This is a genomic window from Zobellella sp. An-6, assembly GCF_052487945.1.
Map to the genome: position 1 here is coordinate 2563752 of NZ_CP199259.1, position 25052 is coordinate 2588803.

Here is a 25052-nt window from a genome sequence, read left to right on the forward strand (position 1 = left end):
AAACCACCAGATGAGCAGGAAACAGCGAGTCATCGGCACCCTGATCGCCGGCCTGATGCTGGCCGCCGGCCTGGCTGCGCCCCTGCATGCACAAGAGTGCCGCCGCCTCAGCGCCAGCGGCAACGCGGAATATCCGCCCTACCTGTGGCGGGACTCGACCCAGCCCGGCCGGCTGACCGGCGCGGTCGGCTATCTGCTGGAGGACCTGGCCGAGCTGGCCGGCGTCGAGATCAGCCTGGTCGACAGCGGTCCCTGGGGCCGCACCCAGGAAGAAGTGGCCGCCGGCCAGGTGGACATGATTGCCGGCGCCTTTTTTACCCAGGCCCGCAGCGAATGGATGGATTATCTCCATCCCGCCCTGGCGCACACCCGTACCGCCATCTGGACCCGCGAGGACAACGCCTTCGAGTTCAGCCAATGGCGCGATCTGATCCCCCATGCGGGGGTGACGGTCATCTACAACAGCTTCGGCCAGGAGTTTGATCTCTTCGCCCGGGAGCACCTGAACATAGAGCAGGTCGGCAGCCTGGAGCAGGGCATGATGATGGTCTCCCAGCGGCGGGCCGACTACCTGATCTACGAAGATCACCCGGGCAAGGCCTATGCCGAGATGCTGGGCGTCGACAACCTCCGTCCCCTGTCCCGGGGCGTGACCCACCAGCCCCTGTACCTGACCTTTTCCAAGGCCTCGGCCTGCAACAGCGGGGCGCTGAAAGCCAGGCTGTCGGCCGCCATAGAGCAGCTGGCCCGCACTGGAAAGATGGCGCAGCACCTGGAGCGGGCCGCCGCCGAATGGCAGCGGCAGTCGGCGCACTAGGATCCCCCGTGCCGCCCCGTCGCTACCGCTCGCTGACCCACGCCTTCCTGCTGCGGGTGATCCCGGTGCTGCTCATGGTCACGCTGGCGGTGACGGCGCTTTTTTCCTGGCATGAGCTCCGCCAGGAAAAAGAGCGGGAGCGGGACTTCACCCGGCACCGCACCGACAACCTGGCCCGGCTGCTGGCCGAGCCGGTGTGGCAGCTCTCCCACTCGGTCACCGAAAACATCCTGCGCGCCGCCCTCGACGAAACGGATATCCACTGCGTAGAGCTGCTCCACAGCTCCGGCGTGGTGGTACAGACCCCCCCGGTCCGGCTCGGCAAGTGCGACAACGCCACCGCCGAAGGCTATACCCGCTTCAGCAGCCCGGTTGTTTACGCCTCCCCCCAGGGGATGCGGCATATCGCCGAGGTGTCGCTGTACCAGCAGGATACCGGCCGCAGCCTGAAACGCACCCTGCTTGACAGTGCCCAGGGCCTGCTGGTACTGCTGGTGCTGTTGTTCGCCAGCCTGGTGGTGGCCACCACCCTGATCTTCCGCTGGACCATACTGCGTCCGCTGCACCAGGTATCCGAGTCGCTGCGGCAATACCAGTCAAGCGGGCAGCGCGTGCCGGTCAACTGGTCCTCCAACGACGAGCTGGGCCTGCTTATCCACGAATACAACCGGACCAGCGCCCTGCAAGTCCGCACCGAGCAGGCCCTGTCGGAAGCCAAGGACGAAGCCGAGCAGGCGCTGGCCAACCTCAAGGATGCCCAGAATTTATTGATCCAGTCGGAAAAGCTGGCCGCCCTCGGCAGCCTGGTGGCCGGTATCGCCCACGAGATCAACACTCCCATCGGCAACAGCCTGACGGTGCTCAGTGCCCTGAGCCTGAAGCAGCAGGAAATGGCCGCCGCCATTGCCGCCGGCAGCCTGAAGCGCTCGACCCTGGACGGTTTTATGGCCGAGCTGCAGGAGGGGCTGTACATCGCCGAATCCAGCCTGGCCATGGCGATACGCCAGATCGGCAGTTTCAAGCAGGTGGCGGTGGACCAGACCAGCATGCAACACCGCCGCTTCGATTTGAAAGAGGTGATCGATGAAGTGGTGTATACCTTCAGGCCCAGGGCCAAAAAGTCCGACTATCATATTGAAGTGGCGGTGCCCCCGGGCATCGTCATGACCAGCTACCCCGGTCCCATCGGCCAGATCATCGTCAACGCCATCGGCAACGCCTTCGTGCACGGATTCGAAGGCCGGGACAGCGGTCGCATCCGGATCGACGCCCGGCAGGAAGGCGACCAGGTGGCCGTCTCGGTGACCGATGACGGCCACGGCATGGATCCGGTGAGCCTCGGCAAGGCATTCGACCCTTTCTACACCACCAAGATGGGACAGGGGGGCTCTGGCCTCGGCCTGCATATAGTGTTTAACTTGGTGAAAAACGTGCTCAAGGGCTCCGTGGTCGTGGAAAGCGCTTCGCCAACCGGAACCACGCTGCGCTTTACCATTCCACAGCACCTGCAGCTGGAACATTGACGGAACAAGACCAGGATGCCATCAGGATCGGATCACGACATCTTTGAATTTGCACCGGAAACGCTGGATAACGGCGCCGGGCATGGCCCTGTGCGGACGCCCTGGCGCATCCTGATCGTCGACGACGAGCAGCAGGTACATGCCGCCACCCGTTTTGCCCTGTCGGGAGTTGAGGTACTGGGCCGGCCACTGGCGTTCACCAGCGCCTTTTCCGCCCGGCAAGCCCGCGACATACTGCAACACCAACCCCGTTTCGCCTGCATCCTGCTGGACGTGGTGATGGAGTCAGAGCAGGCCGGACTGGAGCTTATCGGCTTTATCCGGGAGGAGCTCGGCGAGCACTGCAGCCGCATCATACTGCGCACTGGCCAGCCCGGTTACGCTCCCGAGCTGAAAATAGTGCGCGATTATGACATCAACGATTACAAGCAAAAGAACGAACTGACCAGCACCCACCTGATCACCGCCGTGACCACCGCCCTGCGCGGCTACCACCAGCAGGAGCAACTCGACGCCCACCGCAAGGGTCTGGAGCACATCATCCAGGGCGCGGCCGAGCTGTTCGGTGCCCGGCAGACGGACCGCTTCTCGGCCAATGTACTGCAGCAGCTCGGCCGGCTGCTGCACAGCGAGGCGCAGGGACTGCTGTGCCGGCGGGCGGAGGAAGAGCCGAGCCGCCTGATGATCGAGGTGGCGGCGGGCGCCTGGACCCGACACTGCGGACAGCCCCTGGACACCCTGGACGATGCGCCACTGCGCAGGCAGGTAGAGCAGGCTTTTGCCTGCCGCCAACCGCAGTTTTCCCCCCGCCTCGCCGCCCTCTACATCCACACCCCCCAGGGGGATGAACTGGTGTTTGCGGTACCCACCGCAACCGAACCCGACGACGCCCTGCGCCACCTGCTGCAGCTGTTCGGGCTTTATGTGTCGGTGGGTTACGACAACGCCGGGCTGTTCGAAAAAATCGAGGATCTGGCGTTCAATGATCACCTGACCGGCGTGCTTAACCGCACCGGCTTTATGTATGCCCTGGGCAAGCAGATCACCCTGGGGCAGGACTTTGTGGTGCTGCTGGCCGACATCGACAACTTCCAGGCGGTCAACGACGGCCTTGGCCACCAGGTGGGCGACCTGACCCTGATCCGCATGGCCCGCCACCTGGGCACCATCTTCGGCAGCCACAGTCCCCTGGGCCGGCTCTCTTCCGATACCTTCGGCCTGATACTGCCGGCATGCCGGCCCGACGAGATAACGGCCATCAGCCAGCGCCTGAACGACTCCCTCCGGCAGGGCTTCAGGCTGCAGGGCTACGACATTCCCGCCTCCCTGACCCTGGGCGTGGCCATGTACCCGCAGCATGGCAGCTCCGCCAAGACCCTGCTGCAAAATGCCGGCATCGCCCTCAAGAAGTGCAAGGCCGATCAGCGCGGGGCCCTGGCCATCTTCGGCGAAACCCTGGAGCAGGCCCTGCACCAGCGGCTGCAGATCGCCACCCGGCTGCGTTACGCCCTGGAGCACAACGAACTGAGCCTGAGTTACCAGCCCCAGATCTGCCTGAGCAGCGGACGCATCATCGGCGCCGAAGCGCTGTTGCGCTGGCACAACGAGGATCGCCTGATACCGCCCGACACCTTTATCCCGGTGGCGGAAAGCTCCGGCAGCATAGTCCCCATCGGCGCCTGGGTGCTGGAGCAGGCCTGCCGCCAGCAGCGGACCTGGCAGCGGAACACCGGCCAGGCCCTGCGCATGGCGGTAAACGTGTCGGTACGCCAGCTCAAGGATACGGGCTTTATCGACAACCTTGACCGGATCCTCGGCCAGACCGGCATGCCCCCCCGGCTGCTGGAGCTGGAGATCACCGAGTCCATGATGATGGAAGACCACCAGGCCCTGATTGCCACCCTGCAGGCCGTGCGCGCACGGGGCGTGCAGGTGGCCATGGACGACTTCGGTACCGGCTATTCCTCCATGAAGTACCTGCAGGAGCTGCCGATAGACCGGCTGAAAATAGACCGCAGCTTCGTCAGCCGCATGACCGAGAGCGAGCAGGATCTGGGGCTGGTGGAACTGATGGTGAAGATGGGCCAGTTGCTCCGCCTCGGGGTGATTGCCGAGGGGGTGGAACAACCCCGGGAAAACGACCTGCTCAGGCAGCTGGGCTGCGACGAGGCCCAGGGCTACCTCTACCAGAAGCCCACCACTCCCGACCATATCGCCCTGCTGCTGCGGGAGCAGGGTTAGCACCCGGGCCACCGCCTGAACGGGGACGGTCGGCCGGGTAATGTCAAGCCGATGGACCTGCGGGGGCCGGCCGGGACCGCCTTATTCTACGCAAGAGCTGTGCTGGGGTTCCGCCGGCAAAACGGCGCCGGCGCGCTCGGCCAGCGCAGCCTGACAACAGGCTTCCAGCACCTGCGTGGCCAGGGCGGGATCACTCAGGGCCCTGGCCACCGCCACGCCCCCGACCATCAGCACCACCGCTCTCAGCGCCGCGGCATCGGGCACCGCGTCCGGCCGGGCGGAGACGCGGGAGGCCAGAGCGGTGAAGATGCCGGTATAACTTTCGCGCACCTGTTGGTCCCGCTGGCCGATATCGGACACCAGAAAGGCCAGCGGGCAGCTCCCGCTCTCCTGGGCGAGGTGCTCCGGGCTCAGGTAACGACGGATCAGGTCGTCCACCTTCGGCGGGTGGTGGCGAGCCATGCGCCGGGCGGCCGAGCGTATTGCCTCGGCATAAAGCTCCCGCTTGGAATCGAAATGGCTGTAAAAGGCGCCGCGGGTCATGCCCGCCTCCTGCATCACCAGGTCGATGCTGACCTGTTCGAACCCCTTTTCGGTGAACAGCCGCTCGGCACTGAGCAGGATCCGGTCACGGCTTTCGGCACGGCGGTCATTGGGCCAGGGCATATCATTACTCCTGTCGGGCTGGTGGCAGCAGCATGCCACAACCTCAGAATATGTTCTTTAACATATTCTGGGCAGACCGCAGACTGCGTCTGTCTCATTACCCCATGGAGCAGGCTTATGGAAAACCCCGTCTACATTTTCGCGCCGACGTTCAGCAGTTTTGCCCGTTCGATCATGCTCTGCTGCGAGGAGAAAGGCATAGCCTACCGCTGTGGCATGGCCCCCGAGGGCACGGAGATCGGCTTCAGGAGCCCCGAGCACCTGGCGCTCCACCCCTATGGCAAGGTGCCCGTGCTGTTTCACGAAGGCCATACGCTGTTTGAAACCAACACCATCTGCCGCTATCTCGATGCCCGCTTCGCCGGGCCTGCCCTGCAACCCGCCGATCCCATGGCGCGGGCACGGGTGGACGAGCGCTGCGGAGAAATCGCGCTCTACATCGACCAGGCGCTGCTGCGGGAAATCGTGCTGGAGTTTGCCTTTCCCAAGGGCCCCGGCGGCAGGGTGAGGCGGGATCTGGTCGAGGAAAAACTGCCGGCGGCGCGGGCGGCCCTGCGGCGACTGGGCGCGCTGCTGGGGGATTCCCCCTTCATCTGCGGCCCGCGCTACACGCTGGCGGACGCACTGCTGACCCCCATTCTGGACTATGTCGCCAACCTGCCCATCGGCAGCGAGCTGATCGGTTCAGGCGCCTTGAAACACTACCTGGAACGGATGCGGGCGCGGCCTTCCGGGCAGCGGGTGTTGAACACCAAGTGACTCCTTCTCCCACCCGGAGCAGCGGCAGATCCCGCCCGGGGCGCCGGGCACGGCGGCCGACGCCCGATGCGCACGGCCACCATCCGCTACCGCGGTCCTGGCGAGCGCACCGGACAGGGTCACGTCGGCTCAGCCCACCGCCAGCAGGCGGGCATAGAGCGGTATGCCCACCACCACGTTGAAGGGAAAGGTCACCGCCAGCGCCGCCAGCATGGCCAGGCCGATGTCCGCCTCCTTGATGGCGGCGCCGATGGCGGCCGGGGCCGCGATGTAGGAGGCGCTGGCCACCAGGGTCACCAGGATCAGTGCCGAGCCCGCCGGCAGACCCAGCAGCCAGGCCGCCCCCATGCCGATGCCGGCCAGCACCAGGGGGGCGAGCACGGCAAACAGCATCACCGGCCAGCGCCGCCAGGGCACCGGGGTGAGCGCCTGGGCGGTGCACAGCCCCATCTCGAGCAGGAACAGCGCCAGCAGGCCCTTGAAGGCGGTGATAAAGAGGTCGCTCACCGGCGCCGACTGCTCAGGGCCGTAGAAGTAGCCGATCAATACCCCGCCGGTGAGCAGCACCACGCCCCGGCTGGTGAGCGCCTCGTGCCACACCGCCGCCTTGCTGCCGGTATCCTGCCCCGACAGGGTCTTGTACAGGTAGATGGCGACGATGATGGCCGGCAGCTCCAGCAACACCAGGTAGAGGGTGGTTTGCGGGGCTATCTCCAGTTGCAGGCTCTGGGCGTAGGCCAGGGCCACCGCGAAGGTACCGGCGCTGACCGAGCCGTAGTGGGCGGCGATGCTGGCGCTGTTGGCGCTGTTCAACCTGAGCAGCTTGCGCGCCACCGGGTAGCACAGCAGCGGGATAAGCACGCCCAGGGCGGCCACCGCCAGCAGCTCGGGCAGCAGCCGCCAGTGCAGGTTGCCGTGCAGCGCCAGTCCGCCCTTGAAGCCGATGGTGAGCATCAGCAGTATGCTGAGGGTGTCGTAGGCCGCCTTGGGCACCTTCAAATCCGAGCGGGCCAGCCCCGCCGCCACTCCCAGCGCAAAAAACGCCACTACAATATCCGGCATCAGATCCTCTCTTGATGATGTGGCCCGCCCATGTCCGGACACGGCCGGGCCCGCCGTTGCGGCCCGGGGGCATCAACGGGAAGAAAAGGGTCACCGGCGTGATAAGGAGTCGGGCGAAGCCTTGCTTGACAGATGCGGACATTGTGCGGCGCCCGCGCTATAGTTACCAATAAATGTTAATAAAAGAAGATATAGATAATAACCTATGAACATACGCCACCTGACCTTTCGCCTGCTGCAGGTATACGTGGCCGTGGTGCGGCTGGGCTCGGTGTCCCGCGCCGCCGCCCAGCTGCACCTGACCCAGCCGACCGTGTCCCAGCAGCTCAAACGCCTGGCCGAGGCGGTGGGCGAGCCCCTGCTCGACAGCCGGGAAGGGCGCATCCGCCCCACCGCCGTGGGCACCGAGCTCTATCACGCCGCCCTCGACGCCCTCTCCCGCTTCGACGACTTCAACGGCTTTCTGCAGGACGCCCGCCAGGGCATCCGCGGCGGCTTCAGCATCGGGGTGGTGACCACCGCCAAATACATACTGCCGCGCCTGCTGGGGCCCTTTAACCGCCGCTTTCCCGAGGTGGAGGTGTCGATCAGCGTGGGCAACCGGGGCTATATCCTGGAGCGCCACCGCCACCAGCAGGACGACCTCTACCTGTTCAGCCACCCGCCCGCCGGCGAGCACACCCTGAGCGGCCGCTTTATCCGCAACCCGCTGGTGCTGATCACCCCGCCGGATCACTGGGCGGTGCACCGCCCGCCGGCGGACTTTTCCGCCCTGCTGGGCGAGCGCTTTCTGCTGCGCGAGCCGGGCAGCGCCACCCGGCTGGTGTTCGAGGAGTGGCTGCGCAACCACAACCTGCAGCTGAAGCGGGTGATGCAGATAGAGAGCAACGAGGTGGTGCGCATGAGCGTGGAGCAGGGCCTGGGGCTGGCCGTGCTGTCGGAGCATACCCTGGCGGAAGGCGAGCACCGCCTGGGCCGCCCGGCGCTGCCCGAGTTCCCGCTCACCAGCCACTGGTACCTGGTGTGCCACAACAACCGCCGCCTGCCCTACCCGGCGGCGAATTTTGTCCGCTTTATCAACGATAACCTGGCAAGCTGCATCGACAGCCGCTATATCCACAATGACTTGGCCAGGCTGCTGGCCCATCTCCACCCCCCGGGCAAGGGAGCCTGAGCCATGAAGATAGATCGCCAACAACTGGAGCAGGCGGCCCGCCGGGGCCTGCTGCACGCGGAGCAGGTGGCGCCCCTGTGGCAGTTTCTGGAGCGGGACGCCCCCGCCGGCTTTCGCTTCGCCCATATCCTCTATTACCTGGGCGGCCTCATCGCCATCGGCGCCATGACCCTCTTTATGACCCTGGGCTGGCAGCAGTACGGCGGCTGGGCCCTGGCGGGTCTGGGCGTGCTCTATGCCCTGCCCGCCCTGGCCCTGGCCGAAGGGCTGCAGCGCCGGCGGCTGTGGGTGCCGAGCGGCATTCTCGCCGCCTTGGTGATCTGCCTGACACCCCTCACCGTGTACGGCCTGCAAGTTGCCCTGGGCTGGTGGGATCCGGCGCTGGACTACCGTCAGTACCACACCCGCATCCACGGCCGCTGGCTGAGCCTGGAGCTGGCCACCCTGGCGGTGGGCGCCCTGATGCTGTGGCGCTATCGCCAGCCTTTTCTGCTGCTGCCCCTGGCCGCCACCCTCTGGTATATGAGCATGGACCTGAGCCTGTGGCTGAGCGGCCGGGATGTCGCCAGCTGGGAGTTCCGCCAGTGGGTATCGCTCTGGTTCGGGCTTTTGATGGTGGTGCTGGCCTTTTGGGTGGACATCCGCAACCGCAGCCGGCGGGACTTCGCCTTCTGGCTTTATCTGTTCGGCGCCATTACCTTCTGGGGCGGGCTCTGCCTGCTGACCGACAACGGCGGCGGCGAGCGACTGCTGTTTTTGCTGGTCAACCTGTTGATGATAGCCACCGGCACCCTGCTGGCCCGGCGGATATTCGTCGCCCTGGGCGGCCTGGGCCTGGCCTGGTACCTGGGCTGGCTGGCCTGGGAGGTGTTCGAGGACAGCCTGCTGTTTCCCCTCGCCCTCACCGCCATCGGCCTGGCCGTGATGGGCCTCGGCATCCTCTGGCAGCGCCACCAGCAGCAACTGACCGAGCGCCTGCAACGGCAGTTGCCCGCCGCGCTGCGCGAACTGCTGGCGAGAAGGGAGTAGTATGCAGGCAACCGATTTCGTGCCTCTACCGGGTGTGGCCAATACTCTTCCGGCTAGAGCCCCATTGACACCTGACTGGTGGAGCGCAGGCAGACCGCCCGTGCCCCAATGGCCATCACTGCCTAAATATAAGAGTCGTATCTTTTACAGAAGCGCGTAATAACCTGAAAACGGTGCTGGATGATGTCGTCATCGATGCGGACACCACCATCATCACTCGCCGTAATACCAAAGATACGGTGGTGATATCGCCGGGTTCCTACAACAGCTCCATAGCCCAGTATCAATCAGGCCAGGGTGCGGCCGGGGCCGCTGCTGTTGTAAACATTTCAAATGAAACCGGGGGTATGCTGTGCCAGAATGGCCAAAAGACTGTGAAACGGGACAGCGCAGCCATGACAACCATAAATAAGTCAGCCCTTACTGAAACCGACATCATCACCAAGTTCATCCTGCCTTCGGTGAAGGAAGCGGGCTGGGACGACATGATGCAGATCCGCCAGGAAGTGAAGCTGCGCGATGGCAAGGTGATTGTGCGCGGCCAGGTGGCGGCGCGTAAAAAGGTCAAATCCGCCGATATCGTGCTTTATCACAAGCCCAACATGCCGCTGGCGGTGATTGAGGCCAAGGCCAACAAGCATGATGTGGGCAAGGGAATGCAGCAGGCGCTGGATTACGCTGCCCTGCTGGGCGTGCCCTTCGCCTTTGCCTCCAACGGCGATGGCTACCGCTTCCACGACAAGACCAACCCTCGGCAGCTTGAGTCCGACATCACGCTGGAGGACTTCCCTACCCAGGCCCAGCTGTGGGACAAATACTGCGCCTGGAAGGGCTTTCAGCCGGCCCAGTTGCCCGTGGTGACCCAGGACTACTACGACGATGGCAGCGGCAAGATCCCCCGCTACTATCAGCTTCAGGCCATCAATAAAACGGTGGAAGCCATCTCCGGCGGGCAGAGCCGGGTTTTGCTGGTGATGGCCACCGGCACCGGCAAAACCTACACCGCCTTCCAGATCATCTGGCGGTTGTGGAAGTCGAAAAGCAAGAAACGCATCCTGTTTCTGGCCGACCGCAACATCCTGGTCGATCAGACCATCACCAACGACTTCCAGCCCTTCGGCAGCGCCATGACCAAAATCTCCGGGCGCAAGGTCGACCCGGCCTACGAAATTCATCTGGGGCTGTATCAGGCGCTCACCGGGCCGGAAGAACATCAGAAAGCCTACAAGCAGGTCTCCCCCGACTTCTTCGACCTGATTGTGATCGACGAATGCCATCGGGGCAGCGCCGCCGAAGACAGCGCCTGGCGGGAAATCCTCGAATACTTCAGCAGTGCCGCCCAGGTGGGCCTGACCGCCACGCCCAAGGAAACCGAGGACGTCTCCAACACCGACTACTTTGGCGAACCCGTCTATACCTATACCCTGAAGGAAGGCATTGAAGACGGCTTTCTGGCGCCCTACAAGGTGGTGCGCGTCGATATCGACATCGACCTGCAAGGCTGGCGTCCCACCAAGGGGCAGAAGGACAAAAGCGGCGAGCTGATCGATGACCGCATCTACAACCAGAAGGACTTCGACCGCACCCTAGTCATCGACGAGCGCACCCAACTGGTGGCGGAAACCATTACCAGCTACCTCAAGAAGAGCGATCCCCTGACCAAGACCATCGTGTTCTGCAACGACATCGATCATGCCGAGCGGATGCGTCAGGCGCTGGTCAACTGCAATCCCGAGCAAGTGCTGAAGGACGACCGCTATGTGATGAAAATCACCGGTGATGACGATATCGGCAAGGCCCAGCTCGACAACTTCATCAACCCCAAGAAGACCTATCCGGTTATCGCCACCACCTCCGAGCTGATGACCACGGGGGTGGACGCCCAGACCTGCAAGCTGGTGGTGCTCGATCAGAACATCAAGTCGATGACCAAGTTCAAGCAGATCATCGGTCGCGGCACCCGTATCAACGAGAAGTTCGGCAAGCTGTGGTTTACCATTCTCGACTTCAAGAAGGCCACCGAGCTGTTCGCCGACGAACGCTTCGACGGCATTCCCGAGCGCGTGATGGCGGTTAACCCCGAGAAAATCAACGACGAGGACGACCCGCTCGACGATATGCTGCACGGCGAAGGCGAGAGCGATGAGCCCACCGGAGAGACGCCGCTCGATACGTCCGATGACCAGGGCAGTTTTCAGCCGGAAATTCACGAAGGCGACGCCGGCCCCTACGCCAATCCCGATGACGAAACCACCCCCGTGCGCAAGTTCCATGTGAACGGCGTGCAGGTGAAGGCCATCGCCAAACGGGTGCAGTATTACGATGCCGACGGCAAGCTGGTCACCGAGTCCTTCCAGGACTATACCCGCAAGACCCTGGCCCGGCAGTTCGCCAGCCTGGACGACTTTATCAGGCGCTGGAACCAGGCCGACCGCAAGCAGGCCATTATCGACGAGCTGGCCAACGAGGGCGTGCTGTGGGAAGTGCTGGCAGAAGAGGTGGGCAAGGAACTCGATCCCTTCGATCTCATCTGCCATGTGGTTTATGATCAGCCCCCGCTGACCCGTCGTGAGCGGGCAGAGCAGGTGAAAAAACGCAACTACTTCACCAAATACTCAAGCACCGCCCAGCAGGTGCTGAACGCCCTGCTGGACAAGTATGCCGACGCCGGTGTGCAGGAAATCGAGAACATCAACGTGCTCAAGGTGCAGCCCTTCGATCAGCTGGGCAGCCCTCTCGAAATCGTGAAGTCAGGCTTCGGCAACAAAAACGAATACCTGAAGGCGGTCAGCGAGCTGGAAGCCCGGCTCTACACACTGCCGGCCCCGAAACAGGCTTAACCACCTTATCATGCGGCCAGCCCCTCCCCGGGGCTGGTGGTATTGCGAATAACAAGACGAAAAGAGAATCCCCATGTCGATCAGTTCCGTAATCAAATCCATTCAGGACATCATGCGCAAGGACGCCGGTGTTGACGGCGATGCCCAGCGTCTGGGGCAGCTTTCCTGGCTGCTGTTCCTCAAGGTGTTCGACGCCCAGGAAGAGGCGCTGGAAGTTGAGCTGGACGACTACATGGCCCCCATTCCGGAGCCCTATCTGTGGCGCAACTGGGCGGCCGATAACGACGGCATCACCGGCGACGCACTGCTGGAGTTCATCAACAACGAGCTGTTCCCGGAGCTGAAGGAGCTGTACGCTCCGGTAGACCGCAATCCCCGTGGCTATGTGGTAAAGGAAGCCTTCAGCGACGCCTACAACTACATGAAGAACGGCACCCTGCTGCGCCAGGTGATCAACAAGCTGAACGAGGTCGACTTCACCAAATCCAGCGAACGCCATCTGTTTGGCGATATCTACGAACAGATCCTGCGCGACCTGCAAAGCGCCGGTAACGCCGGTGAATTCTACACCCCCCGCGCCGTCACCCGTTTTATCGTCAATCGTATCGACCCCAGGCTGGGCGAGAAAATCATGGACCCAGCCTGCGGCACCGGCGGCTTTCTGGCCTGTGCCTTTGATCATGTGAAAGCCAATTATGTCGGGAGCGCCGACGATCATCAGCGGCTTCAGCAGCAGATATTCGGGGTCGAGAAAAAGCAACTGCCCCATCTGCTGTGCGTCACCAACATGATGCTGCACGGCATTGAGGTGCCCTCGCAAATCCGCCACGACAACACCCTGAACAAGCCGCTGTCGAGCTGGGACAACGACGTGGACGTGATTGTCACCAACCCGCCCTTTGGCGGCACCGAGGAAGACGGCATCGAGGCCAACTTTCCCGCCGACCTGCGCACCCGCGAAACCGCCGATCTCTTCCTGCAACTGATTATCGAAATCCTGGCGGACAAGGGGCGTGCCGCCGTGGTGCTGCCGGACGGCACCCTGTTCGGTGAGGGCGTAAAAACCAAGATCAAGAAGCTGCTCACCGAGGAGTGCAACCTGCACACCATAGTCCGGCTGCCCAACGGCGTGTTCAACCCCTATACCGGCATCAAGACCAACCTGCTGTTCTTTACCAAGGGCAAGCCCACCCAGGACATCTGGTTCTACGAGCACCCCTACCCGGCCGGCGTGAAGAACTACAGCAAGACCAGGCCGATGAAGTTCGAGGAATTCCAGGCCGAAATCGACTGGTGGGGCAACGAGCAAGACGACTTTGCCGCCCGCGTGGAGAACGAGCACGCCTGGAAGGTGAGCATCGACGAGGTGATGGCCCGCAACTTCAACCTCGACATCAAAAACCCCCACGTCGGCGAAACAATCAGCCACGATCCCGACGAGCTGCTGGCGGCCTATGCCCGGCAGCAGCAAAGCATTCGTGATCTGCGTAATCAGCTTAAAAACGTGCTGGGCAACGCCTTGCTGAGCGAAGCCGCCCAGCTTGAAGAAAGGGCCGAGGAGAGCCACCCATGAGCCGGGCGCAACAGCTGATCACCGAGAATATCGCCACCTGGACCGGTGCCATCCAGGCCAAGTCCAGCGCTGGCCGTGGCGGCAGCAACAAGTATGAGCTGTATGGCATCAAAAAACTGCGGGAGCTGATCCTGGAACTGGCCGTGCGCGGCAAGCTGGTGCCGCAAGACCCCAATGATGAACCTGCATCCGTACTACTGGAACGCATCGCCGCCGAAAAGGCCGAGCTGATTAAGCAGGGCAAAATCAAAAAGTCCAAGGCACTGCCGGCGATTAGTGATGATGAGAAGCCGTTTGAGCTGCCTGATGGGTGGGAGTGGAGCCGACTACCGAATACCTGCCACTATAAGGTAGGAAAAACGCCATCAACTAAAAACTCTGTATATTGGACGGAATCAGAAAATGGCATTCCTTGGGTAAGCATATCGGATTTAAATCATTTTGGCGCAGTAGAAAAAACGGCCAAGAGAGTAACTCCGGTTGCAGCCAGAGATGTATTTAAATCTGAACCGGTTGCAGCTGGCACGATACTAATGAGCTTCAAACTCACGCTAGGCAAGATTTCGATAATAAATAAAGACGCCTATCACAATGAAGCAATAATATCTATACACCCATTTTCAGGCATTTCAAAGCAATTCATATTCAAGGTGTTACCTCAAAGAGCATTAGCAGGGAACTCTAAACAAGCAATAATGGGAAACACTCTGAACGCGGAGTCTTTAAACTCATTATTAATTCCTGTTCCACCTTTCTCTGAGCAACACCGCATCGTTCAGAAAATCGACGAGCTAATGTCCCTCTGCGATCAGCTGGAGCAACAAACCGAGTCCAACATCCAGGCCCATGCCATCCTGGTCGATACCCTGCTGTCTACCCTGACCAACAGCGCCGATGCCGAGGAATTGCAGCAAAGCTGGACCAGAGTCGCCGGGCACTTCGACACCCTGTTCACCACCGAACAAAGCATAAACGTCCTCAAGCAGACCATACTGCAACTGGCCGTAATGGGTAAGCTGGTGCGCCAGAACCCGGAAGACGAACCCGCCTCCGTGCTGCTGAAAAAAATAGCGGCGGAGAAGGAAAGACTGGTTAAAGAGAAAAAGATCAAAAAGCAGAAGCCACTGCCCGCAATGACTGATGATGAAAAGCCGTTTGAGTTGCCTGCAGGGTGGGAGTGCTGTCGTTTTGGCTTTCTTTTTAAGTCATTCTCAAATGGAATTTATAAACCTGAAAAGTTTTATAAGGAAACGGGAATAATTTCATTGCGGATGTATAATATTCAAGAGGGAAAAATAAACTTCAACTCAACAAGGAGAGTTGAAATCAATGAGGATGAGCTAGAAAAGTTTTCATTAGAAGAAAACGATTTGCTTATAAATCGAGTAAACAGTAAAGAACTTGTCGGAAAATCAGCGATCATACCTCATCTCAATGAGCCCCTTGTATATGAAAGCATGAACATGAGAGCAAAACCTTTTACCAATTTTCTAGATCCCTTTTATTTAAATATATTTATGAGCTCAAGCATTGCAAAATCCGCACTATTTTCTCATGCAAAAGAAGCTATAGGTCAAGCATCTATTAATCAAGGACAAATAAGCTCTCTGATTACACCTTTACCACCAAAGAATGAGCAACACCGCATCGTCACCAAAGTCGATGAGCTGATGGCACTCTGCGACCAGCTTAAGGACAAGCTGCGGCAGTCACAGCAAACCCAGGTGCATCTGGCCGGCGCCATTGTTGAACAGGCACTGGCCTGATCGCCGCCTTCCAGCCCCGCCCAGTGTGGGGCTTTGATAGCTCTACGTTTGCATGACGTCAGGAGGAGTGGAAGTCTTCGGCAATATCGGCATAGCCCGGCAGCTTGGTCAGTTGGCGACGGCAACGCTCATGGGCCGGCTCGGGGATAACGGCTATCAACAAATAGCGATTACGCTGGGCAAAGTGCTGAACGTAAACCAGAAAAACATCACTTGTCTGTTTGATTTGTCGACGAACACCACGCGCCCTGTAACGTTTTATTTGCTCATCGGAAAGCAGATGAATATGCCGGAGTGCGGACTGAGCCACATGAGCAGGCCAATCAAAGGGAACGTCTTTGCCAAAAGTGTCAGGCCGGCGACCTGCCTTGTAGGCAAAAAACAGACTTTTCAGGCGCTCGGCCTCTTCCTGGCCAAGCGCTTCAATCAGGGAAAAGTGCAGTTCAACGGAAGGAGCAACAATGCTTGAAGACATGCAGGTCAGTGAATCAGCTTTTTGGCTTCATCGTCACTGAGACCCAGAGCCACCAGTCCTTTCACGGACACCGCCAGCGCGTCATCCCGGCTGGCAAACAGAGCACCGGACTCCAGTGGCTCATCTTCCTTGAACTGTTTGAGCAGCACATACAGATCTTCAAACTCATTGCGCACCCTTATAATCGAGGCCAGCACGGTTCGATCCACAACACTCACTTCAGGATCGGCGTTTAACTCCAGCTCGGTCTGTATGTATTCGACTTGGCCGGCAAACTGCAGGGTGGCACTGGACACCAGATCGAGTGCGGCATCAAGCTCAGACTCATCTATGTCGTCCATATCAGCCACTCTTGAAGCCAGCACGGAGAGCTTGGCCCGAAGGTCGCCAGCGGCTTTAACTACCTCATTGGCCAGCGCCTGCTGAACGGACAAGGCGGATGGAGCTGCCTGCACAGAAGAGCCTGCCGCACCAACGACCCGATTCCCCACCTTTATCAGTTGGTGAGCGTCTTGTTTTATACCGGTGAGGCACAGGGAGAGACCCGCTGCAGTCAGTAACCCCATCAAAACAAACCTCTTGAAAATCAATGGGTTAAATAAAAATATGTAATTCACCCGTTTGCCGAGCCACACATTATACGCCAGTGAGACCATAAGCCAAGGATAGCAGCCACGACGGCAAGCCTCTTTAACTACGACCGGAGTTTTGGTGGTAAAGTGTTTCCAAAGTAATCTCTAGGTGCCAGCCATACCACCTGAACTCGACCCTGACCAAACCGGTGTCCAGGGGAAAGCGGCTGGGGCTAAAGCGTCACCCGGAATATGACGGCAAGTCGGCCACCTTCTGGCACATGATTTCTGAGATGGAAGTGCAAATCCAGGCCATCCGTGACGCCCTGTTGCTGTCTCAGGCGCAGATGGCAGAGACCATGGGCATCAGTCAACCTTCCGTTACCGCCCTGGAGAAGCGCTGCAGCAGGCGCTGGCCCTGCAGGCGCCCGACAGGAACAAGCCGTGAACCGGAAAAAGAAGCGCCTATCCGAAAATTCAGGATGGTGAGATCTGGAGTTTCAACACCCAGACGTTCCCAACAACAACACATAAGACCTCGAGTTAACCCATGCAGGCATTGATCACGTCGGCAAAGCGCATCGTAAAGGCGCACTCCCCGTTGCCCTTTTCGGTGTATTCGTCCGGCCAGGAGCAGCACATCCTCAATGTGCCGGTGAACAAACCCTTGCTGGTTTGCGTGCTCAGCGGCCACAAGCAGCTGGGCAGCCAGGGCGCGACCCATTGCCCGGCGGGCAGCTTTGTCTTTTTATCCAACCGCCCCGGCATCGACATGCGCAACATTCCGGCCGGAGCGGAATATTTCGCCCTGCTGCTGGAGTTCGAGCAGGAAGACTTCGATGGCTTCACCGGCCGCCGGGCCAGCGCCCGGACGCATCTCCAGGGCCCCCTCCAGCCATTGCTGACAGATGCGCTCAGCCAGTTGATCGAATGGTCGGCCTATGCCCCGCCCGCACTGTGGGGGTTGAGGCGCCGGGAAATCCTGCACACCCTTCACCACCTGGGCCACCGCGAGCTGGCCGCCCTGGCCGCGCCGCCCAGTCTCGGGTACCGGGTCCAGTGCCTTATCGGCAGCCGGATGACGGAAGAGGTGGGCATGCCGTTTTTGTCATCTGCACTGGCGATGAGTGAATCCACCCTGCGCAGGAAGCTGGCCCATGAGGGAACCAGCCTGCAGGCCATCAAGGACAGGGTGAAACTGGGCCACGGGCTGCATTTGGTGCAGACCACCGCCAGCCCCATCGGGCTGATTGCCGAGCAATGCGGCTATCATTCCCAGTCTCGCTTTACCGACAAGTTCAAGTCGCTGTTCGGCATTACGCCGACCGAGCTCAGAAAAACCAGAATGATTGAAACGGGCGAATGAATGAAGGATTGGGTGCTAACCCGGGCCCGGATGCCCCCCTATGATCGGCCTCTCAAACCAAGGTGTTTTCAGGAGGCTCTTATGTTCACTCACGCAAAAAAATGTTCCCTGGCGGTGCTGGCCGCACTGGCTTGCGGCCCGGCCCTGGCCGGGGAATTCACGCTCACCAGCACCGACATCGCGCCCGGTGAATTCATGGCCAGCGCCCAGGAATTCCAGGGCTTCGGCTGCGCGGGCGGCAACCTGTCGCCCCAGCTTTCCTGGTCCGGCGCCCCACAAGGCACCCGCGCCTTCGCCATCCTGGCTTATGATCCGGACGCCCCGACCGGCAGCGGCTGGTGGCACTGGCAGCTGGTGAATATCCCCGTGGACGTGCGCTCCCTCCCGGCCGGCGCCGGCGACCCGGGCAAGCAGCTGGCCCCCGCCGGCAGCCTCCAGATCGCCAACGACTACGGCAGCCCGGGCTTCGGCGGCGCCTGCCCGCCCCAGGGGCATGGCACCCATCGCTACCAGTTTACCCTGCATGCCCTGTCGCAAACGCTGGACTTGCCCGACAATCCCTCCGGGGCCCTGGTAGGTTATATGGTGAAGGCACACTCGCTGGGCTCCAGCACCATAGAGGCGTTATACCGGCGCGACTGACCCAGTACGCCCGCACCGGCTCACGCAACACTGCCGGGCCTCTACCCCGACCGGCCCGGCAGTGTTTACGCCCCGCTGCGGGCATGCTTCCTTCCCGGCCGATTTTCGCTTGCTCAGCCCGAGAGGCCGGTTATGCTGATGACCGTGTTCGGGGGGTGCCTGGACCGCCAACCAGAGTCGCTGCAGCCGACGTCGGCGCTGTCGCGCCTCCTCGGCTAAGCTTGGCGGTTAGCATTCAAGCAAAATCACGAGGAAGCCAGTAGCATATGGACGATCCAGGCAAACCGATGTTCTGGCGCGATCTGCGCATGCCCTATGTGGAGCTCCGGAGGGTCGGGGACGGGCGAAAGGTCTGCTACGCCCCACACAGCCATAGCCAATGGTCCTTGGGCGCCATCACCGAGGGCAGCAGTACCTTTCTCTACCGAGGTGATCAGTTCAAGGTCAGCGCTGGGACTTTGGTCATGATGAACCCTAACTGGGTTCATGCCTGTAATCCGATCGACAATCAGCCTTGGGGCTACCTGATGCTGTATATTGACACCAACTGGTTAACCAACCTGCGCTATGAGGCTGGCCTGCTGGATGCACCTTGTTGGCAGGATATCTCGACAGCCATCATCTCTGATCCCGAGTGGTATGCGGGCTATTGTTGGATGGCGGAATGCTTACTGGATCCGAATAGAGCGTTGCTGGAAAAGCAAACCGTTGTGGTGGAATACCTCACCGCCATGATGTGCGAACTGGCAGACCAGGCGGCGGAACCACTCCCGAAGGCACCCGATAAGTTGCAGGCGCTAGCCGCCTACTTGAAGGATCATGCGGCGGTGGAGGTGTCTTTGGACACCTTGTGCGAGCGCTCCGGTTACAGCCCCGGTCATCTCATCCGCGCCTTTAAGCATTACTTTGGTTTCACGCCCCATGCGTATCTGATCAATTATCGAGTCCAACGCGGACAACAGGAGCTGAAACGGGGCAAGCCCATTGTCGAAACTGCACTCAGCACCGGATTTGCCGACCAGCCGCATTTTCAGCGCACCTTCAAGCGATTGTTGGCCGCCACACCGAAGCAGTACCGACAGTCCTTACTCAATCAGCAGATACACGCAACTGGCGGCAAGCAGCAGTGCGAGTGCCCGGTTGAAGAAGACCAACACTCTGGGCCGATGAATATGCCGACGCAGGAAGACACCGGCGTAAACCCAGCAACTCAGCGACAGCCAGCAGATGGGCAGATAGAGCGCCGCAAAAAGGATGACCTCATGTAAGTCGTTACCACTGGTGTAAGCCCCGATGCCGGAGGCCGATGCCAGCCAGGCTTTGGGGTTGAGCCACTGCATGACAGCGCCGCTAATGAAGCCCGGTGCTTTGTGGGCGTCACCTTCAGGCAGGCGCCCATCATCGCGGAACAGCTGAACACTCAGGTAAAGCAAGAATCCGACGCCGGCCCAACGCAAGATTGCGTTGAACCCCGGCACAACCGTCAGCACCGAATACAACCCCAAACCTATGGTAACGAAAAGGGCGATAAAACCCAGGGTGGCTCCGGTGACGAAGATCAGCCCTCTTGCGAGGGGATAGCGGGTACCGCTGCTCAGACACACCAGATTCACGGGACCAGGTGAAATAGATGCCGCAAGGGCAAATGCTGTCATTGGCAAAATCAATGAAATTGTCATGGTTTTTCTCTTTGTTTGTGGGCTCCAGCTGAAGTTTGCGATAGCGTCAGTGCGAAGTATTGAACAAAACTGCGGTGATTCTGTTCAGCGGAGTCAGCTGCATTCAATAATGAGGAAGCAGCATGGGCGCCGGCGGACGGCTGGTGGCGCTGTTTCAGCTACTTCATGGGGGTGTGGATTCTGATGATGTACACCTGGGACTATGCGCGCCTGGGTCGGCAGGAAGACGCCGACTACCACGCCCGCATCAACTTCGGGCTGCCGTTCTACGTGTTCACCTTTGTGCTCAACGGCGTGGCCGGCATTTTCCTCGCCGCCAGTATTCCCACCGAGGGGCCGGTGACCGAGGTGTCGGTGGTGCTGGCGCTGCTCAAGCTGATGGGGTTCTGGGGCCTGGCCTTCGTCTGGGTGAGCCAGACCCGGATCAACACCGCCAACTTCTACCTGGCCACGGTCAACCTGCAAAGCTGCCTGGAAAAGGGCCTGGGGCTCAGGCTGCCCAAGCTGGCCTGCGGCGTGCTGGTGGGGGTGGTGGTCTATCTCTTGATGCTGACCAATGTGTTCGACTTTATCCTGCAGGCCCTGGCCTATCAGGGCATATTCGTGGTGGCCTGGGTGGGGCTGGCGCTCGGCCATATCTTCTTCGACCCGGCCACCCTGCGCTACGGCGAGCAGGCGCCCCGGCTGCGCCTGGCCGGCCTGGGCGCCTGGCTGGCGGCCACCTTCCTCGGCATCGGCTGCATGGAAGCGGGCGAGCAGTGGAGCCAGCTGTCGGCGCCCCTGTCCTTTGTCACCGCCTTCGGCCTCTACAGCCTGCTTAACCGGCGTTCAGCCCGCCTGGCTGCCGCACAACAGTCCTGAGGCCGGCGCGCTTCCGATATCAAGCGACAATTGCAGCCGGCACAGGGTGTCCGGCTGCAACGCCTGGCCCTGGCGCTCGTCGTTGAAGCCCAGTTCCAGGGCCTTGAGGGTGCCGTCCCCGGCCAGGCTCACCAGGGTCTGGGCCCGGGTGCCGTAGCCGGGGTGTACGATAAACACCGCCGACAGCGCCCGCTCCCACTCCAGAGCAATGCCGGTGTCCGGCAACGCCTCGTCCGCCGCCCGCGTCTTGTCGCCCAGCAGGGCCAGGGCCCCGGTTTCGTCATGGTGGGTGGCCAGGCTCGCCAGCCCCTGTTTCAGCCGCTCCACCTTGGGCCAGGGGCTGTCCAGCACGGCGTTGGAAAGCCCATAAAGTCCGGGCGCCAGCGGGCGGGCATCGGCGCCGGGCCGGTTGCCGCCGTACCAGAGTTCACCGCCGACAAGATCCCCCACCAGCAGGTTGAAGCCCTGGTAGGCGTGGCGCCGGGCCATCACGCCCGCCATATAGTCTCGCGGGCTCAGGCCGCCGGTCAGAAACTCCGCCACCAGCTCGCCCCGGGAGCGGGCCTCCGCCGGGGGCGCGGCCCGGCCGTCCCTGTGGTTGGTGATGGCGGCCAGGCGACCGTGGCGCGTGACCCCCAGCCAGCTGCCGCCCGCCTGCAGATCCCGCCCGCCCCAGACATGGGGATGATCCGGCCACCAGCCGGCCGGGGCCGTGGGCCGGTGGTAGAATTCGTCACGGTTGGCGAGCAGCAGCAGCGGGCATCGGCCCCCCGGCTGCCAGGAAAAGGCGATAAGGCACAAGGTGCGGCTCCTCGGTTCGATGGCGTTGCCTTCTACCTTACCCCCGGGCAAGGACAGACACCAGTTCGGCAGAGTCGACGTTTGGACACAGACCGGTCAAAGAACGTCAGACCTTTCTCTTCGGCATGAATGCTTAATCATCGTCACCTCCGCGCAGGCGGAGGTCCATGGCCGCCTGCACTGGACTCCCGCCTTCGCGGGAGTGACAGCAAGGATCTCCGACAATGCCAGCAGCCTAAGGCTGCCCGGGCTCGTCGCTTCTCACCCGCAGGAAGCTGGCGAAGCGCGGCAGGCCGGTGGCGGTTTCGCCCCGGTAGCGGTAGCTGACGGTGCTGCCCGGCGCCGGCGGCAGGCGGCGCTGTTCGTCGCTGAAGCCGGTGCCCAGCCGGAAGCGCCGGCCGTCCGGGGTTTCCACCAGGAGCGCCCCCAGCATGCCTTCATATTTGCCCTGGCCGGGCAGGTGCGCCAGCACCACCGCCTCGGCGTCCCGGTGGCGCTTGAGCTTGAGCAGATCCTCGTTGCGACCCGGCAGGTAACGGCTGTGGCGGTGGCGCAGCATCAGCCCCTCCCCGCCCCCGGCCTCCACTTCCGCCAGCCAGGCCGACAGGGCGGTCCGATCCGGCACCCGCCGCTGTTCCACCAGTTCGAGGTGGGGCGTATCGAGGGTGACGAACAGGACCTGCAGCGCCGAGAGCCGCGCCTCGAAGGGCAGCTCGCTGGCCGGCAGGTCGAACACCATAAAGCGGATCTGTCGCCATTCATCGTCGAGGGGGACAAAGCGACGCACGGCGGCGGACAGCTCACTGAAGCGGCCCCGCCCCAGCCACAGCTCGCCGTCGAGGGGCGTGGCGGGAAAACCGGCCAGGAACCAGTCCGGCGCCGAAAAACGGTGGCCACCGCGGGACAGCAGCTCACGGCCATTCCAGTAGGCGCGCACCCCGTCGAGCTTTTCGCTTACCCGGTAAAGGGCCGAGTCCTGCTGCTGGTACCAGCCCGCCAGTTGCAGCGGCGGGGGCGCAAGCCCCTGGACCTCCCCGGCGACCCACACCAGCCCCAGGGGCAGCAACAATGCGTGTTTCATAAGGGCTCCTCCTGCCTGTCACCAAGCTTAGGCAAAGCCGTGCTCCTTATTGACGCCTCACGGCAGAATCCCCCAAGGGGAGTAAGCCTAGCGCTCCTGATCCGGCACCACGTTGACCGGCCTGGCCGCCATCCAGCCAAAGCCGGACTGGAACAGCTGCAGCGCCAGCATGGCGGCCAGAGCCCACTGCCAGGCGCCGCTGAGATCCCGCAGCAAGCCGAGGGAGAAAGGCCCCAATGCCGCCAGCAGGTAGCCGATGCTCTGGGCCATGGCGGAGAGCGCCGTGGCCTGGGCGGTGCTGGCGGCCCGCAGCACGAAGAACGACAGCGCCAGGCTGAGCGAGCTGCCGCAGCCCATGCCGATGAGCGAGGCCCACAGCAGCGGCGCCGCCGCCGGCTGCCACCACAGGCCGGCCACCCCGGCGAAAGAGGCGGCGAAGGTGGCCAGCACCAGCACACGCTGATCCTTCATCCTGGCCGCCAGTATGGGCACGAACAGGTTGAAGGGAATGCTCACCAGGTTGATCAACGCCGTGGCGGTGCCGGCCTGGTGGGCATCGAGGCCGCTTTCCAGCAGTATCTTGGGCAGCCAGGTGGCCATGGAGTAGAAGTAGAAGGACTGCAATCCCATGTAGAGGGTGATGGCCCAGGCGGTCTTGTCCCGCCACAGGCTGACCCGCACCGGGTTGCTGGGCCGCCCCACGCCCCTCACCCGGAGCATGGGCAGCCAGAACAACAGGCAGAACAGGGGCAGCATCGCCCACAGGGCCACCGGATAGCGCCAGCTGCCGAACTGCTCCATCAAGGGCACCGCCAGGTAGACGCCCAGGCCGGCCCCCAGGCTGAGGGTGACCGAGTAGAGGCCGGTCATCAGCCCCACCTGGCGCGGGAAAAACGCCTTGACCAGGCCGGGGATCAGCACATTGAGCACGGCGATGGCCGAGCCCAGCAGCAGGGTGCCCAGGATCACCAGGGGAAACTGCTCCAGCAGCCGCAGGGCCACGCCTGCGCTTATCACCAGCAGGCCGACGATGGCCAGTTGCTGGGGTGCCCAGCACCGGGTCAGCCAGGGCACACAGATGGACACCACCCCGAAGCAGATCAGCGGCAAGGTGGTGAGCAGGCTGAAGGCGCTGGCGTTGATGTCGAGCGCCTCGCGGATTTCCACCACCAGGGGGCCCACCACCACCAGGCCGCCGCGCAGGTTGGCGGCCGCCAGCATCAGGGCGGCGATGGCGAGGGCGGCAACGAGGGGACGGCCGCTGAACGGACCGTCGGGCAGATTTTTTATTGTCATTATCATGGCCTTAGCAGGTGTCGATAACGGCCGTCCGGGTCAGGCCGGGCCTCGCTGGGAGCCGGAGCCCGGGCATTGACTCGCCGGTTATCTTTTGTAGGGCCCCCCATGTTAGGAGCTGGTGCTGCCGAGGGCAAGGGCCATAAAAATGCCATTTGTTTGACGTACCCCCTGCTCATGGCAGGGTTAAGCAGTTAATATTAATAAGGAAAGCCGTCACACTGGGAGCAGTATGCTAGATCCGAAAGAGATTACCGCCGTCATCCTCGCCGGCGGCGAAGGGCGCCGCATGAACGGCGCCGACAAGGGGTTGCTGCCGCTGTGGGGCAAGCCTTTGGTAATCCATGTGCTGGAACGCCTCAAACCCCAGGTGGGAGAAGTATTGATCAACGCCAATCGCAACCTGGGCGAATACCGCAAGCTGGCCCCCCTGGTGCGGGATGAAGGCTATGGCTATGCTGGCCCGCTGGCCGGGTTCGAGGCCGGGCTGACCCATGCGCCGAGCGAGTGGGTGCTGTTCGTGCCCTGCGACAGCCCGCTGATACCACTCGATCTGGCCAGCCGGTTGTGCGGCGCCGTGCAGCGCCACAACCAGATTGCGGTGGTGGACGACGGCATCCAGCTGCACGCCGCCACCGCCCTGCTGCACCAGTCACTGCTGCCCTCCCTGTGCAACTACCTGGACGGCGGCGATCGCAAGCTGCAGCTGTGGTACGAGCGCCATCAGCTGGTGCCGGTGGACTTCAGCGACGAGGCCGACGCCTTCTTCAACCTCAACACCAGCGAAGCCCTGGCCCAGCTGGAGCAAAAAGGAAGGGGCTGAGCCGCT

22 protein-coding genes and 2 pseudogenes are annotated in these 25052 nt (G+C 61.9%); 16 read left to right on the top strand and 8 right to left on the bottom strand.

Annotation, left to right across the window (positions count from 1 at the left end; genetic code table 11):
* The first annotated feature begins 10 nt into the window (after positions 1-10).
* Genes ACT7DK_RS11945 through ACT7DK_RS11955 form a run of 3 tightly spaced genes read left to right on the top strand, consistent with a single transcriptional unit; the run spans position 11 to position 4581 of the window.
* Positions 11-817, top strand: coding sequence for a substrate-binding periplasmic protein (locus ACT7DK_RS11945; RefSeq protein ID WP_445399408.1), 807 nt, complete (start codon positions 11-13; stop codon positions 815-817).
* An 8-nt stretch (positions 818-825) separates the two neighbouring features.
* On the top strand, positions 826-2340 hold the full coding sequence (locus ACT7DK_RS11950) for a sensor histidine kinase (RefSeq protein ID WP_445399410.1): 1515 nt from the start codon (positions 826-828) through the stop codon (positions 2338-2340).
* Between the two features lie 15 nt (positions 2341-2355).
* Positions 2356-4581: an EAL domain-containing protein gene (locus ACT7DK_RS11955; RefSeq protein ID WP_445399412.1), complete on the top strand. Its 2226-nt coding sequence runs from the start codon at positions 2356-2358 to the stop codon at positions 4579-4581.
* A gap of 81 nt (positions 4582-4662) precedes the next feature.
* On the opposite strand, the gene ACT7DK_RS11960 is transcribed toward ACT7DK_RS11955, so the two are convergent.
* Positions 4663-5247 (bottom strand): TetR/AcrR family transcriptional regulator, encoded by a 585-nt coding sequence (locus tag ACT7DK_RS11960; RefSeq protein ID WP_445399414.1) that lies wholly within the window; start codon positions 5245-5247, stop codon positions 4663-4665.
* A 117-nt stretch (positions 5248-5364) separates the two neighbouring features.
* Here ACT7DK_RS11960 and ACT7DK_RS11965 point away from each other — a divergent pair, with 117 nt between their 5' ends.
* Complete coding sequence (locus tag ACT7DK_RS11965; RefSeq protein ID WP_445399416.1) at positions 5365-6006, top strand: glutathione S-transferase family protein; 642 nt, start codon at positions 5365-5367, stop codon at positions 6004-6006.
* 129 nt (positions 6007-6135) lie between these two features.
* On the opposite strand, the gene ACT7DK_RS11970 is transcribed toward ACT7DK_RS11965, so the two are convergent.
* Complete coding sequence (locus tag ACT7DK_RS11970; RefSeq protein ID WP_445399418.1) at positions 6136-7068, bottom strand: sodium-dependent bicarbonate transport family permease; 933 nt, start codon at positions 7066-7068, stop codon at positions 6136-6138.
* 205 nt (positions 7069-7273) lie between these two features.
* On the opposite strand from ACT7DK_RS11970, the gene ACT7DK_RS11975 reads away from it, so the two are divergent.
* The 6 genes and pseudogenes from ACT7DK_RS11975 (at position 7274) to ACT7DK_RS12000 (ending at position 15450) form a co-directional block, all read left to right on the top strand.
* Positions 7274-8242, top strand: coding sequence for a LysR family transcriptional regulator (locus ACT7DK_RS11975; protein WP_445399420.1), 969 nt, complete (start codon positions 7274-7276; stop codon positions 8240-8242).
* A gap of 3 nt (positions 8243-8245) precedes the next feature.
* A complete protein-coding gene (locus ACT7DK_RS11980; RefSeq protein ID WP_445399422.1) occupies positions 8246-9271 on the top strand; it encodes a DUF2157 domain-containing protein in 1026 nt (341 codons plus the stop codon).
* Positions 9272-9399: 128 nt separating this feature from the next.
* Positions 9400-9528 (top strand): annotated as a pseudogene (locus ACT7DK_RS11985) (type II toxin-antitoxin system Phd/YefM family antitoxin); the annotation flags it as partial.
* 138 nt (positions 9529-9666) lie between these two features.
* Positions 9667-12111 carry an EcoAI/FtnUII family type I restriction enzme subunit R gene (gene hsdR, locus ACT7DK_RS11990; protein ID WP_445399424.1) on the top strand — a complete coding sequence of 815 codons (2445 nt, stop codon included), beginning with the start codon at positions 9667-9669 and terminating at the stop codon, positions 12109-12111.
* A gap of 73 nt (positions 12112-12184) precedes the next feature.
* The gene (locus ACT7DK_RS11995) at positions 12185-13684 is read left to right on the top strand and encodes an N-6 DNA methylase (RefSeq protein WP_445399426.1); all 1500 of its coding nucleotides are present in this window, start codon (positions 12185-12187) and stop codon (positions 13682-13684) included.
* A complete protein-coding gene (locus ACT7DK_RS12000) occupies positions 13681-15450 on the top strand; it encodes a restriction endonuclease subunit S (protein ID WP_445399428.1) in 1770 nt (589 codons plus the stop codon). Before ACT7DK_RS11995 ends, ACT7DK_RS12000 begins: the two co-directional genes overlap by 4 nt.
* A gap of 58 nt (positions 15451-15508) precedes the next feature.
* Here the strand turns inward: ACT7DK_RS12000 and ACT7DK_RS12005 are convergent, their stop codons facing one another.
* Positions 15509-15925, bottom strand: a complete 417-nt coding sequence (locus tag ACT7DK_RS12005) for a type II toxin-antitoxin system YafO family toxin (protein ID WP_445399430.1) — start codon at positions 15923-15925, stop codon at positions 15509-15511.
* Positions 15926-15930: 5 nt separating this feature from the next.
* On the bottom strand, positions 15931-16560 hold the full coding sequence (locus tag ACT7DK_RS12010; protein WP_445399432.1) for a hypothetical protein: 630 nt from the start codon (positions 16558-16560) through the stop codon (positions 15931-15933).
* 230 nt (positions 16561-16790) lie between these two features.
* On the opposite strand from ACT7DK_RS12010, the gene ACT7DK_RS12015 reads away from it, so the two are divergent.
* The 4 genes from ACT7DK_RS12015 (at position 16791) to ACT7DK_RS12030 (ending at position 19773) form a co-directional block, all read left to right on the top strand.
* A complete protein-coding gene (locus ACT7DK_RS12015; protein ID WP_445399434.1) occupies positions 16791-17060 on the top strand; it encodes a helix-turn-helix domain-containing protein in 270 nt (89 codons plus the stop codon).
* Positions 17048-17863 carry a helix-turn-helix transcriptional regulator gene (locus ACT7DK_RS12020; RefSeq protein ID WP_445399436.1) on the top strand — a complete coding sequence of 272 codons (816 nt, stop codon included), beginning with the start codon at positions 17048-17050 and terminating at the stop codon, positions 17861-17863. The genes ACT7DK_RS12015 and ACT7DK_RS12020 overlap by 13 nt, the downstream gene beginning before the upstream one ends.
* 81 nt (positions 17864-17944) lie before the next feature.
* On the top strand, positions 17945-18505 hold the full coding sequence (locus tag ACT7DK_RS12025; RefSeq protein ID WP_445399438.1) for a YbhB/YbcL family Raf kinase inhibitor-like protein: 561 nt from the start codon (positions 17945-17947) through the stop codon (positions 18503-18505).
* 308 nt (positions 18506-18813) lie between these two features.
* Positions 18814-19773: a helix-turn-helix domain-containing protein gene (locus tag ACT7DK_RS12030; RefSeq protein WP_445402342.1), complete on the top strand. Its 960-nt coding sequence runs from the start codon at positions 18814-18816 to the stop codon at positions 19771-19773.
* On the opposite strand, the pseudogene ACT7DK_RS12035 reads toward ACT7DK_RS12030, so the two are convergent.
* Positions 19657-20184, bottom strand: a pseudogene (locus ACT7DK_RS12035) (LysE family translocator); the annotation flags it as partial. The gene ACT7DK_RS12030 and the pseudogene ACT7DK_RS12035 sit on opposite strands and share 117 nt — an antisense overlap.
* A 183-nt stretch (positions 20185-20367) precedes the next feature.
* Between ACT7DK_RS12035 and ACT7DK_RS12040 the strand changes: the two are divergent.
* Entirely contained in the window at positions 20368-21045 is a 678-nt protein-coding gene (locus ACT7DK_RS12040; protein ID WP_445399440.1) for a hypothetical protein, read from the top strand.
* Here ACT7DK_RS12040 and ACT7DK_RS12045 read toward each other — a convergent pair.
* The 3 genes from ACT7DK_RS12045 to ACT7DK_RS12055 all read right to left on the bottom strand — a co-directional run bounded on the left by ACT7DK_RS12045 (position 21013) and on the right by ACT7DK_RS12055 (position 24223).
* Positions 21013-21897: an NRDE family protein gene (locus ACT7DK_RS12045; RefSeq protein WP_445399442.1), complete on the bottom strand. Its 885-nt coding sequence runs from the start codon at positions 21895-21897 to the stop codon at positions 21013-21015. The genes ACT7DK_RS12040 and ACT7DK_RS12045 overlap by 33 nt on opposite strands.
* A gap of 184 nt (positions 21898-22081) precedes the next feature.
* Complete coding sequence (locus ACT7DK_RS12050; protein ID WP_445399444.1) at positions 22082-22927, bottom strand: DNA ligase; 846 nt, start codon at positions 22925-22927, stop codon at positions 22082-22084.
* An 87-nt stretch (positions 22928-23014) separates the two neighbouring features.
* Positions 23015-24223 carry a CynX/NimT family MFS transporter gene (locus ACT7DK_RS12055; protein WP_445399446.1) on the bottom strand — a complete coding sequence of 403 codons (1209 nt, stop codon included), beginning with the start codon at positions 24221-24223 and terminating at the stop codon, positions 23015-23017.
* Positions 24224-24455: 232 nt separating this feature from the next.
* Here ACT7DK_RS12055 and mobA point away from each other — a divergent pair, with 232 nt between their 5' ends.
* Entirely contained in the window at positions 24456-25046 is a 591-nt protein-coding gene (gene mobA, locus ACT7DK_RS12060) for a molybdenum cofactor guanylyltransferase MobA (RefSeq protein ID WP_445399449.1), read from the top strand.
* The last annotated feature ends 6 nt before the right edge of the window (positions 25047-25052 follow it).